The following is an 11,953-nucleotide window of genomic DNA, read 5'->3' as shown; positions in this document are numbered from 1 at the left end:
AGCGCGATCGTGACCGCCATCACGCTGGTGCCGTAGATCGGATAGGCATAGCGGCTGTTGAGGTGCAGATTGGCCTCGATCGCGGTCGCCAGCACCATGAACGCCAGATAGGTGAAGAAGAAGAAGGCGAGCGGCAGGGCGATCAGCCCCGCATCCGCCCGTCCCTTGGCCGCCGCCCGCAGCGCGCGCCGCGCGTGCCGGACGACAAGCGCAAGCCCCGCCCCCAGCGCGATCAGGAACAGCGCGCCCCGGATCGGGCCGGGCACATTGCCGGGAACGATCCACGCCGTCAGCGCCTCGAAGCTCAGCCACCAGTCCCCGGCGGTCATATTGCCCAGCCATTCGAGCGGGCGTCCGGTCGAACGCCCGGCCGCCAGTTCGCTGACGACCGCCCAACCGGCGAACAGCAGCATCGAAGGAAGCGCCACGCGCGCCACATTGGCGATCCGCTCGCCAAGGGTGCGGCGCGGCTGGATCAGCAGGAACAATGCCATGGCCGCGCCCAGCGCCGGTCCGGTGAAGCGCGTCAGCGACGCCAGCCCGACGCCTATGCCGATGCCATAGAGCCAGCCTTTGTCATCGCTCTCCACATAGCGGATGAAGGCGGCGAGCGTCGCCAGGATCATGGTGATGAACAGCGGTTCCGACATGGCGAGGCCGTAAAGTCCCACGCTCTGCGGGGCGATAATGATCAGCGCCGTGCCCACGGCCGCGGGAACGGTCCGGCCGCTCGCCACGCGCAGCACATGCCAGGTCAGGAAGGCGTTGAGCGCGGTCAGGACCAGCCCGATGCCCCACGCCGCCGCCGAAATATCCATGCCCGCCGCCGCCACCATCTGGAGCAGCCCGGGATAGAGCGGCGCGTCCCATGGCATGGGCGACAGGTTCATATAGCGCACGCTGTCGGGCCAGATGCCGATGCCATGGCGGGTGGACAGCATGAACAGCATGGTGGCCAGCAACGGAAAGCCCACGGCGCAGAGCTGGTCCTGCCACGGCCGGGATCTGGCCTGCGCAACCGCTTCGCCGGGCTGGTACGGGTACATCAGCCCTTCCCCCGCCCGCCGGAAACAAGGCGCTTCACATTGCCCGCGACGAAACGCAGCACGGAATCGGGGATGCCGCGCGCAAGGATGCTGTCCAGCCCGTCCACAAGCTGATCGATCTCCTCCCGCGTCACGGTGAAGGGTGGCATGAAATGCAGCATGTCGCGCGCGCCGGGCTGGAAATGCACCAGCACGCGGTGCTGTTCGAACAATTGCCGCGCCAGCGCGCCGATCAGGACGGTTTGATAGGTCAGGAACAGCGGATTGCTGGAGATGTCGACCAGCTTCGCCGCCAGATCCTCGCCGAAGTTGAAGCGAACCGCGCGGAACAGCCCGCGTCCCCGCACCTCCAGCAGCGTGCGCGGATATTTGATGTGCAGCGCCTCCAGCCGCGCCTCCAGATAATCGCCCATCAGCCGGGCATTGTCGATCAGCCCGTCTTCATGCAGCGTGTTCAGCGTCTCGATCGCGACGGCGCAGGTTTCACCGATGCCGCTGAAGGTCGAGCTGTGCAGGTTGCAGTCGTTGCGGTTGCCATAGGCGCGTTCGAACAGGTCCCGCGACGTCACCATCGCGCCGATCGCCCGCTTTCCGCCCCCCAGCGTCTTTGCCAGGGTGACGATGTCCGGCACGGTATCTTCATGCATGAAGGCGCAGAAGCGGCCCGTGCGCCCGCAACCCACCTTCACCTCGTCGAAGATGGACAGGATGTCGTTGTCGCGGCACAGGCCGGCGAACTGCTCCAGATAATGGGGCGGCGGCACTTCGCAGGCCGTGCCCCGGATAGGCTCGATGATCGCGGCGATGATGCCGTTGCCCTGCGCGCCCGTCTCGGCCCCGATGGCGCGGCGCAGCGCGTCGATGTCGCCATAGGGCACATAGACGACATTCTCCTTCGGCACGCCCAGCAGGAATCCGGTATGGACATCGGTGGCGGTGGTCAGCGCCAGCGCGCCATGCGTCTTGCCGTGGAAAGCGCCGCGCATGCACAGGAACTTGGTCTTGCCCTTGGGCGTCTGGATGCGTTCGGCCAGCTTCATCGCCGCCTCGTTCGCCTCCGCGCCGGACGTGGCGAAAAAGCTGGTGTCGAGCGGATCGGGCAGTATCTGCGCCAGATTATAGGCGAGCGCCGCTTGCAGCTTGTGCGGCGCCAGCTTGATGATGTCCAGCACCTGCCGGCCATGGCACAGCCGCTCCGCCGCTACGATGCGCGGGTGATTGTGGCCAAGGCCCGCCGCGCCCATCCCGGTGGAAAAGTCCAGCACCTGCCGCCCGTCCGCCAGATGCAGCACCGTCCCCTCGGCGGCGCGCACGTCCAGGCCGTCAAGGCCCAGCACCGCATAGATTTGAAGCAGATAGCGGTTGAGATGCGCCGCATAGAGCCGGTTGGCGCGCCCCATGTCCATGTCCAGCGCCTGGTCCAGCGTCAGCAGGTCCGGCTGCTCGTCCCATGCCGTCGAATAAGCGTTCTTATATTGTGTCGCCATGGTGGCAGGCCCCCTTCTCTCGCTGTGACGGGGCCAGTCTATGCGGCGGAAATCGGCCGCGGAATCCATGGATTTGTATACGCCGGATGGGACGGGGGCCTACCCCTTTGAGCCATCCCCTTTTACCTCCGCCGCGCGCTCATAATAGATGGCGGCCAGAGCGGTGCGGTTGGTGATCCGCAGCTTCTGGAAGATATTGTGCAGGTGGATCTTCACCGTGCCTTCGCTCGCGCCCAGTTCGCGCGCGATCAGCTTGTTGGACAGCCCCCGGCAGGCATGACCGGCAATCTCCATTTCCCTGGGCGTCAGGGCCGAAAGGCCGGGCGCCATGTCCTCGTCCCAGACGGGATCGGCCATGCGCGCTATCTCGTCGCTCAGCCAGCGCTGGCCCTTTGCGACCTTGCGCAGGCAATCGATCAGCGCGTCAGGCGCGGATTCCTTGAGCAATATGCCCCATATGCCGTTCGCGACCGCCTCGGAAACCTGCGCCGGGGTGATGGTGGCGGTCAGGAATATCGGCCGCACCGCCAGGCCGGTGCCACGCAGCCGCCGCAGCAGCGCCAGCCCGCTGACATCGGGCAGGTTGATGTCGAGCACGGCGATGTCCGGCTTCACCCGGTCGATCATGGCGAAGGCGCCAGCCCCGTCGGTGGTCGCTCCCGCGATGCGGAAATCCGCCTCCATCCCCACCAGTTCGGCCAGCCCGCGCAGGACCACCGGATGATCGTCCATCAGGAAGACGGAATGGACGGTCACGACAGCGGCACCTCGATCGTCATGGCCAGTCCCGGCGTATAGCGGTCGATCGACAAATTCCCGTTCATGTCGCGAATCCGTTCATGCAGCGAACGCGGCCAGTTGGGCGTTTCCGCTTCCGGCACGGTCATGCCGCACCCATTGTCGGCAATGACCATCTTCAATCCTTTTTCCTGCCGCTGCAACTCCACCATCAGCCGGGTCGCGCCGCCATGCCGGACGGCGTTGGCGGTAGCCTCGCGCAGCAGCTGGGTCAATTCGCCGGAAATCGTCCCCGGCGCTTCCATGTCGGGCGGCATGACCGACAGCGCGATCTCGCAACCCCATTGGTCGCACAGCGCATTGACGCTCCTTGCCAGGGATGAGGACAGCATCTGCGGCGGCACGCTTTCCAGATTGCGGCTATTCTCCACGAACAGGCGGATTTTCCGCTGCTGCTCGATCATCATGCGGCTGACGCTGTTCAGCGGGTCGCGCGCCTTTTCCGGTATCGCCGCCCCCACCATCTTCAACTTGAGCGATGCGGCGGTCAGTTCCTGGAGGACGCTGTCGTGCAGGTCGCGCGCCAGCCGCACCCGTTCCTGATCGCGCGCATTGTCGGCAATGGCCTGCACCAGCGCCAGCCGCTCCAGTTCATGGCCGATCCGTTCCGCCGTGATCTTCGTCAGATGCTTGGCGTCCTCATGCAGGTCGCGCGCGTCGATGACGAACAGCCGCCCGGCGCTGCTGCTGCTGTTGAACGGGGCAGACCGCACTTCCGCCGGAGCGGGAGAAAGGAGGCCCCAGCCAGCGGCGGCGGCGATGGCCTGCAATTCGGACATCTCCGTCCTGCGGGACAGGTCGTCCTGCGCCAGCCCCCCGGCCCGCGCCTGCCAGAAGGCGGGGTCGGATATGTCGCGCAGCCGCAGCCCGTCCGGCTCCCGCAGCGCCACCGTCCCGCCATCCTGATCGTGCCACAGCAGCAGCAGGCGCTCCGCCCCCAGCAATCGCGATGCGTGGTCCAGCATGTCGCGCAGCCATGCCTCCCTGTCCGCCGACGCCGGGGCGAAGGACCAGGCCGCCAGTTGCGCGAAACGATGGCTGCTGCGCGTCAGGCTTGCGCCGAAATAGCCCAGCATGGCCGCCGCGATCAGAAAATAGGCCGACCGCATGATGACCACGTTAAGCTCGGATTCCCCGTCCTGAAGGTCCTGCCATCCCACCGCGACCAGCATGATCTCCATCGCCACCGCGCCCAGCACCGCGCCCTTGATCCCCCACCGCATGGTCGTCGCCAGCAATATGAAGGGCAGGAAGGGGAAGAAGGGGCTGGCCAGTTCTCCGGTGAAATAGACCAGCAGCGTCAGCGCCAGAACGTCCACGCCATGGTGGATGACGTGCAGCCCGCTCGTCAGCGGCCAGCGCGGCGACGCCAGCCTCAGCCACAGCGCGAAGGCGAGATAGGCGCCCAGAACGACATGCGCCTCGCCCAGGAGACCGGATGGCCGCGTCGGGTCCAGGTAAATGGCCAGCGCGGCGAACAGCGCGGCGACCAGCCTGCCGGTCGAAATCAGGCGTTCGGGATCGGTTTCTATCCTCAGCCCCCGCCACAACCGGCTATGCCACCTGCTGGCCGCCGGGGTGCTTGGCCGATGTCTTTGATGCCTGGGCAAGGTCATGATGCAGGCCGAAAATGTCACAGAAGGCCCGGAGCGGCAATTGCGATTCCGGCTATGCGCGGGAGGAAGGATCACCATGGCGCAGCCCCGATCGAACGCCCTATTCACTGGCGCGCCGCCGATCTATAGCGGGCCATGATCGCAATTCATCCCCTGTCCGATCTGCCGGAAATCCGTGCCGCCGACGACTTGCCGCTCCTGCTGCGCCACTCCCTTGAAAGCGCCGGTCTGTGGCCGCCCGCCGCCGGAGACGTGCTGATCGTCACGCAGAAGATCGTGTCGAAGGCGGAGGGCCGCCTTGTCGATCTGGAGACGGTGGAGCCCGGCCCGGCGGCGGTGGAACTGGCCGCAACCGTGCGCAAGGACCCGCGCCTTGTCGAACTGGTCCTGCGCGAAAGCAGCGCGGTGGTGCGCGCCGTGCCCAATGTGCTGATCACCCGCCACCGGCTGGGGCATGTGATGGCGAACAGCGGCATCGACCGGTCGAATATCGGCGCGGGCGGCGGAGAGCAGGCGCTGCTGCTGCCCGAAGACCCCGACGCGTCGGCGCTGGCGCTGCGTTCCGCGCTGGGCGGCGAACTGGCGGTGGTGATTTCGGACAGTTTCGGCCGTCCCTGGCGTCATGGGGTCGTGGGCGTCGCCATCGGCGCGGCGGGCCTGCCTTCGCTGGTCGATCGCAGGGGCGGGCAGGACCGCGATGGCCGCCGTCTGGAAGTCACGCAGATCGCGCTCGCGGATCAGGTCGCCACCGCCGCCACGCTGGCCATGGGCGAAGGGGACGAAGGCGTGCCCGCCGTCCTGATCCGCGGCCTGCCGGTCCCGGCGGGCGAAAGCGGCGCCAGCGCCCTCGTCCGTCCGCTGGAAGAGGATCTGTTCCGGTGAGCGGCCGCGTCACCGTCCTGACCGGCGGCGTGGGGGGAGCCAAGCTGGTGCTGGGCCTGATGCAGGCCGCCCAGCCCCGCCAAATCACCGCCATCGTCAACACCGGCGATGATTTCCGTCATCTGGGCCTCGCCATCTCCCCCGACATCGACACGCTGCTCTACACCTTGTCGGGCAAGGCCAACGCGGCGCAGGGCTGGGGACGCGAAGGCGAAACATGGACCTTCATGGACGCGCTCAAGTCTTTGGGGGGAGAGGACTGGTTCCTGCTGGGAGACGGCGACATGGCGTTGCATGTCCTGCGCACGCATTGGTTGGCGCAGGGCGAGACGCTGAGCGCCGTGACCGCCCGTTTCGCCGCCGCATGGGGCCTTGGCCTCTCCATCCTGCCGATGAGCGACGATCGCGTGGCGACGCATGTGGCGGCTGATGGCGGCGAACTCCCCTTCCAGCGCTATTTCGTCGAGCAGCGCTGCGCCCCCGCCGTCCGCGCGATCCGCTTCGAAGGGGCGGAGCAGGCCCGCCCCGCGCCGGGCGTGATCGATGCGATCGGCGATCCCGAAGCCCGCGCCATCCTGATCGCGCCGTCCAACCCGTGGCTCAGCGTCGATCCCATATTGGCGGTGCCCGGCATCCGCGATGCGCTGGCCGCCGCGCCCGCGCCTGTCGTCGCCGTCTCGCCGATCGTCGGGGGGCAGGCGGTCAAGGGCCCGACCGCCAAATTGATGGGCGAACTTGGGCTTGAGGTAAATAATCAGGCGATCGCCGCCCATTATGCGGGCATCATCGACGGGCTGCTGGTGGATGAGCGCGATGGCGGCGAAGGGCTGGCGATCCCCTATGACATCGCCGACACGCTGATGAAGTCGCTGGATGATCGCGTCCGGGTCGCGCGCGCGGCGCTGGCGCTGGCGGACCGGATCGCTGCCGGGCGATGAGCTGCTGGATCGTCATCCCGATCAAGGAACCCGCCGCCTGCAAGACCCGGCTCGCGCCCGTGCTGGACGAGGCGGGACGGCGCGAACTGGTGGCGGGGATGCTGCGGCGGACCTTCGCGGCGGCAAGCGAGGCGGGCGGCAAGGTGCTGCTCCTTGGTCCGTCGCGCCATGGCCTGCCCGGCGAGGTTCCCCTGCTGGCCGACGCAGGCCTTGGCCTCAACCCCGCGCTTGAAGGGGCGAAGCGCGTAGCGCTGCTTGAGCGCGTCGACCGGCTGGTCCTGCTGTCGGCCGACCTGCCGCTGGTCACGGCGCAGGATGTCGCGGCGCTCGCCGCCCTTCCCCCGGACGTCCTTGGCGCTGCGCCGGACCGGGCGGGCCTTGGCACCAACGCCCTTTCCCTTCCCCTTCCCGCGGCGGCGGACTTCCGTTTCCACTATGGCGAAGGCAGCTTCGCCGCCCATCGGCAGGAAGCAGAGCGGCACTCGCTGCCCTTTCTTCCCATCGTCCGCCCCGGCCTCCAGTTCGACATTGACGAGGCGGCGGACCTGACCGCCAGCGCTCATCCCGGCTAGACGAACGCGCACGGCTTTGCAACAACCGGCGTTGCAATAAAGCGGCGCGCGGCTAACATGCGGTCGAGGCTGTTAACTGGCGCAAATCATAAATGGAGACGGACAATGGCGGTAGGCAACGCAATCAAGCAGCAGGTGCGTCAGACGGGCATGGCGGACCCGCGTCCCGTCAAGCCGCTGGAATTTGACGGCCCGCTGCCCCAGCCGACGAAGGACATGCAGCAGATCCGCGCCGATCTGGACCGGGCGGGCTATGCCATCGCGGCCGAGGTGATCACGGCGGCGAAGGCGCGCGAGATGCGCGACTTTCTGGCGGCGGAAATCGCCCGCGACGAAGCTATTGACGAGGAACGGGTGCGCCGCTTCTACACCGACAGCGACGACCTCAACCGCCGCATGTCGGGCGCTGAACTGGTCAACCGCCATGCCTTCTTCCGCGACATATTGGAACATGAACTGCCCTTGCAGATCACGAGGGAATTGCTGGGGCCGCAGACCCATAATGAATCCTATCTGATCCACAGCTATGGCGCGAACGTCACGCGTCCGGGCAGCGCGCAGCAGGCCATCCATCGCGATCGTGGCGGCAATGTGCCGCTCAGCGCCGGGGCCGCCCAGACCCGCTTCATCTGGTGCCTCGACGATTTCGTCGAGGAAAATGGCGCCACCCGCATGGTGCCCGGCAGCCATCGCGATACGGAGCCGCAGTCCTGGACCGTGCAATATGAATCCGTGCCTGCCGAAGCGCCCGCCGGATCGGTGCTGATCTATACCGACATGCTGCTCCATGGCACGGGCGCGAATGTGTCGGCCGGTCTGGAGCGCGCGGGCGTCATCGTCGGCTATTGTCCGCCCTGGTGGAAGCCGATGATCAATTTCCCGATGACCACCGATCCGCAGGTCCTGAAAGGATCGTCCACGACGCTGCGGCAGCTGCTGGGCTACAGCTCCGTTGCGATCGGCTTCGACGAACCCTGGACCCATGCGCCCCAGGCGGTGAAGGACCTGCTCGTCACGCCGACCATGGAATGGTGAGCAAGCCGCTGTAGCGGCCTTCCACAGCGCAGCGAAAGATTCACGCCTGTTTCTACGCAAACAGGCGTGAATCGGCTGGCGCTAACCCGCAAATGCGGATAGAAACCGCTTCCGGCAGCAGAATCACCTGCCGCGGGGCCACCCCCATCGCGCCAAAAAACGGGAGAGCAGGATGCGATTTCACTATGCAGAAAGCATGACCCCCATCGCCAATTATATTCCCCTGGCGCAGGCGGCCGAGGCGAACGGCTATGCCGGTTTCACCATCCCCGACAGCCTCATCTATCCGCAGGCGTCCGATACCAGCTACAGCTATACCGACGATGGCGGCCGCGAATTTCTGGAGAACAAGCCCTTCATCGAAAGCTTCATCCTGGCGACCGCGATCGGCGTCGCCACGAAGACGCTGGAAATGACGACCAATGTCGTGAAGCTGCCCGTCCGTCCGCCGCTCTATTCGGCCAAGCTCGCCTCGTCCATCGCCGCGCTGACCGGCGACCGTTTCAATCTGGGCGTCGGCCTGTCCGTCTGGCCAGAGGATTACGCCGCCATGGGCGTTCCTTATGCCAAGCGGGGCAAGCGCTTCGACGAATGCATCGCCATCGTCAGGGGCCTGTGCGCGGGCGGCTATTTCGAATTTCACGGCGAATTTTACGATCTGCCCCCGGTCAAGATCAATCCCGTCCCCGGCAAGCCACTGCCGATCCTGATCGGCGGCTTTTCCGACGCGGCGCTGAGGCGCGCGGCGCAGAATGACGGGTTCATGTATGCGGGCGGCGACGGCGGCACCGACGAGCTGGCGGGCATGGTCGCCAAGATCAACGGCTATCGCGCCGAAGCGGGAACGCTGGACAAGCCGTTCCGCCTGTTCGCGACGGCGATGGGCAAGATCGATGCCGATGCGGTGAAACGTCATGAGGATCTGGGCGTCACCGACATGCCGGTCGCGTTCCGGAACCTCTATGCGGTGGAGGAGGACACGCAGCCCCTGTCCGGCAAGATCGACGATCTCAGGCGCTTCGCCGACGAGGTGATCGCGAAGCTCTGAGCGCAAGGCCCATGAGCACGCCCCTCCCCAGCGAAGCGGAACTGCGGCGCATGGCCGCGCGCGAGCCGCTCGACATGCTGATGGCGCGCGCGGCGGCGGTGCGCGATGAAGGGTTCGGCGCGCTCGTCACCTATTCGCGCAAGGTGTTCATCCCCCTCACGCGCCTGTGCCGGGACGTATGTTCCTATTGCACCTTCGCACGGCCGCCGCGTCCGGGGGAAAATTGCTACCTGACCCCGGATGATGTGCTGGCGATCGCCCGCGCGGGCGAGGCGGCGGGGTGCCGGGAGGCGCTGTTCACGCTGGGCGACAAGCCCGAACTGCGCTACCGGGCGGCGCGCGAAGAACTGGCGCGGCTGGGCCATGCCAGCACCATCGACTATCTCGCCGCGATGTGCCGCCTCGTGCTGGCGGAGACCAGTCTTTTCCCCCACGCCAATCCCGGCGTGATGACGGCAGCGGACATCGCCGCACTGCGCGACGTCAGCATCTCGCAAGGGCTGATGCTTGAAGGGACGGCGGACAGCCTTACCGCGCGGGGCGGCCCGCATTTCGGTTCCCCCGACAAGATGCCCGCAGCGCGGCTGGAAACGATCCGGCTGGCGGGGGAAGCGCGCGTGCCCTTCACCAGCGGCATATTGATCGGCCTGGGCGAAACCCGCGCGGAACGGATCGACGCGCTGCTGGCGCTGCGCGGCCTGCACCGGCAGCATGGCCATCTCCAGGAAATCATCGTCCAGAATTTCCGCGCGAAGGCGGACACCCGCATGGCCTTCGCGCAGGAGCCGGACCGTGACGAACTGCTCTGGACGATCGCGGTGGCAAGGCTTGCCTTCGGCGCGGAAATGACGATCCAGGCGCCGCCCAATCTTGCGGGCAGCGGCTTTGGCGCGCTGATCGCGGCGGGCATTAACGATTGGGGCGGCGTGTCGCCGGTGACGCCCGATCATGTCAATCCCGAAGCGCCCTGGCCTGCCCTCACCCGTCTGCATGACGAGACGCAGGCGCATGGCGGCATCCTTGCCGAGCGGCTGGCGGCGCATCCACCCTATCTGCTCGACCTCGACCGCTGGCAGGCGCCCGGACTGCATGGCCGCCTGCGCGAAGCGATCGACACGCACGGCCTGCCGCGCGTCGACGGGTGGCGCGTAGGCACTGCCATGCCTGCCCCCGCCCTGCATCTCACCAGCGCTCGCCAACCCCGCGACCCGCGCGTTGCCGAGGCGCTGACGGCGCTAAGCCATGGGGAACCGCCCGAAGAAGCCATGGTGACGGCCCTGCTGGCCGCGCGCGGCGAAGATGTGGGCGCGGTCTGCGCGGCCGCTGACACTCTGCGGGCGGAGACGGCCGGCGATACGGTCAGCTTCGCGGTCAACCGCAACATCAACTATACCAACATCTGTTTCCACAAATGCGCCTTCTGCGCCTTTTCGAAGGGCAAGACGGCGGCCGAACTGCGCGGCCCGACCTATGATCTCGACTTGGCCGAGGTCACGCGCCGCACGGCGGAGGCATGGGCGCGCGGCGCTACCGAAGTGTGCATGCAGGGCGGCATCCATCCGCGCTATACCGGGCAGACCTATCTAGATCTGCTGGCGGCGGCGAAGGCGGGCGCCCCCGATATTCACGTCCACGCCTTCTCTCCGCTGGAGGTGCGCCACGGCGCGGCCTCATTGGGGGTGAGCGTGCCCGCCTTCCTCGCGATGCTGCGCGACGCCGGGCTGGGCAGCCTGCCCGGCACCGCCGCCGAGATATTGTGCGACGATGTGCGGGACAGCCTGTGCCCCGAAAAACTGACAGCGGGCGAGTGGCTGGAAACGATCGAAGCTGCGCATGAGGCTGGCCTGCGCACGACCGCGACGATCATGTATGGCCATATCGAGCGGGCGGAGCATCAGGCGCGCCACCTGCTTGCTATCCGTGCCTTGCAGGCGCGCACCGGCGGCTTCACCGAATTCGTGCCCCTGCCCTTCGTCGCCATGGAAGCGCCCATCTATCTGAAAGGCCGCGCGCGGCCCGGACCGACTTTCCGTGAGGCGGTGCTGATGCATGCGGCTGCCCGGCTGGTTCTGCATCCGCTGATCCCCAACATCCAGGCGTCCTGGGTGAAGATGGGCGAAGCAGGCGTGCGCGCCGTTCTGGCGGCCGGGGTCAACGATCTGGGCGGCACGCTGATGGACGAGAGCATTTCGCGCGCGGCTGGCGCGGCGCACGGTCAGGAATGGCCGCCCAATGTCATGGAGCGCGTGATCCGGGCCGCCGGGCGCACGCCTCGCCAGCGGGACACGCTCTACCGCGCGGTTCCGGCCGAACGCATGGCGGCCGGGCGGAACGCAGCGCCGCTCGCCGCCGCAGAACAGACGCCGCCACGGCGGCGGCAGCACAAAATCTTGGAGGTAATCGAACGAGCATGACGCAAGCAAAGCCAAGCATCGCGGTTCTGGGCGGCACCGGGCATGAGGGCGCGGGCCTCGCCGCGCGCTGGGCGCGGGCGGGGTACAGGGTCGTGATCGGCTCCCGCGACGCCGCGC

At 67.1% G+C, this 11,953-nt stretch carries 10 protein-coding genes; 6 read left to right on the top strand and 4 right to left on the bottom strand.

Going from position 1 to position 11,953, the window contains the following annotated elements:
- From L288_RS38365 to L288_RS38350, 4 genes are all read right to left on the bottom strand, one after another.
- Positions 1-1,046: glycosyltransferase family 39 protein (locus L288_RS38365; protein ID WP_021239461.1), on the bottom strand; the 1,046-nt coding region annotated here is incomplete at its 3' end.
- The gene (locus L288_RS38360; protein ID WP_021239460.1) at positions 1,046-2,533 is read right to left on the bottom strand and encodes an aspartate aminotransferase family protein; all 1,488 of its coding nucleotides are present in this window, start codon (positions 2,531-2,533) and stop codon (positions 1,046-1,048) included. The genes L288_RS38365 and L288_RS38360, both read right to left, overlap by 1 nt.
- A 99-nt stretch (positions 2,534-2,632) precedes the next feature.
- Positions 2,633-3,289: a response regulator gene (locus L288_RS38355; protein WP_021239459.1), complete on the bottom strand. Its 657-nt coding sequence runs from the start codon at positions 3,287-3,289 to the stop codon at positions 2,633-2,635.
- Positions 3,286-4,881, bottom strand: coding sequence for a sensor histidine kinase (locus tag L288_RS38350; RefSeq protein WP_021239458.1), 1,596 nt, complete (start codon positions 4,879-4,881; stop codon positions 3,286-3,288). Before L288_RS38350 ends, L288_RS38355 begins: the two co-directional genes overlap by 4 nt.
- 201 nt (positions 4,882-5,082) lie before the next feature.
- Between L288_RS38350 and cofE the strand changes: the two genes are divergently transcribed.
- The 6 genes from cofE to cofH all read left to right on the top strand — a co-directional run bounded on the left by cofE (position 5,083) and on the right by cofH (position 11,836).
- Entirely contained in the window at positions 5,083-5,829 is a 747-nt protein-coding gene (gene cofE, locus L288_RS38345) for a coenzyme F420-0:L-glutamate ligase (RefSeq protein WP_021239457.1), read from the top strand.
- Positions 5,826-6,767, top strand: coding sequence for a 2-phospho-L-lactate transferase (gene cofD, locus L288_RS38340; protein ID WP_021239456.1), 942 nt, complete (start codon positions 5,826-5,828; stop codon positions 6,765-6,767). The genes cofE and cofD overlap by 4 nt, the downstream gene beginning before the upstream one ends.
- The gene (gene cofC, locus L288_RS38335) at positions 6,764-7,339 is read left to right on the top strand and encodes a 2-phospho-L-lactate guanylyltransferase (RefSeq protein ID WP_021239455.1); all 576 of its coding nucleotides are present in this window, start codon (positions 6,764-6,766) and stop codon (positions 7,337-7,339) included. The genes cofD and cofC overlap by 4 nt, the downstream gene beginning before the upstream one ends.
- 105 nt (positions 7,340-7,444) lie before the next feature.
- A complete protein-coding gene (locus tag L288_RS42115; protein ID WP_021239454.1) occupies positions 7,445-8,374 on the top strand; it encodes a phytanoyl-CoA dioxygenase family protein in 930 nt (309 codons plus the stop codon).
- A 196-nt stretch (positions 8,375-8,570) separates the two neighbouring features.
- Entirely contained in the window at positions 8,571-9,422 is an 852-nt protein-coding gene (locus tag L288_RS38325; RefSeq protein ID WP_021239453.1) for an LLM class flavin-dependent oxidoreductase, read from the top strand.
- An 11-nt stretch (positions 9,423-9,433) separates the two neighbouring features.
- Positions 9,434-11,836 (top strand): 5-amino-6-(D-ribitylamino)uracil--L-tyrosine 4-hydroxyphenyl transferase CofH, encoded by a 2,403-nt coding sequence (gene cofH, locus L288_RS38320; RefSeq protein ID WP_021239452.1) that lies wholly within the window; start codon positions 9,434-9,436, stop codon positions 11,834-11,836.
- Positions 11,837-11,953 lie beyond the last annotated feature (117 nt).

Source organism: Sphingobium quisquiliarum P25 (assembly GCF_000445065.1).
Classification (GTDB): domain Bacteria; phylum Pseudomonadota; class Alphaproteobacteria; order Sphingomonadales; family Sphingomonadaceae; genus Sphingobium; species Sphingobium quisquiliarum.
The sequence above is the reverse complement of the archived record's forward strand: the minus strand, read 5'-3'. Positions and strand labels throughout refer to the sequence as shown.

Excerpts from the sequence above, each read along its gene's own strand:
- cofC (WP_021239455.1), top strand. The coding sequence starts at position 6,764 with ATGAGCTGCTGGATCGTCATCCCGATCAAGGAACCCGCCGCCTGCAAG.
- cofH (WP_021239452.1), top strand. The coding sequence starts at position 9,434 with ATGAGCACGCCCCTCCCCAGCGAAGCGGAACTGCGGCGCATGGCCGCG.
- L288_RS42115 (WP_021239454.1), top strand. The coding sequence starts at position 7,445 with ATGGCGGTAGGCAACGCAATCAAGCAGCAGGTGCGTCAGACGGGCATG.
- L288_RS38360 (WP_021239460.1), bottom strand. The coding sequence starts at position 2,533 with ATGGCGACACAATATAAGAACGCTTATTCGACGGCATGGGACGAGCAG.
- cofE (WP_021239457.1), top strand. The coding sequence starts at position 5,083 with ATGATCGCAATTCATCCCCTGTCCGATCTGCCGGAAATCCGTGCCGCC.
- L288_RS38325 (WP_021239453.1), top strand. The coding sequence starts at position 8,571 with ATGACCCCCATCGCCAATTATATTCCCCTGGCGCAGGCGGCCGAGGCG.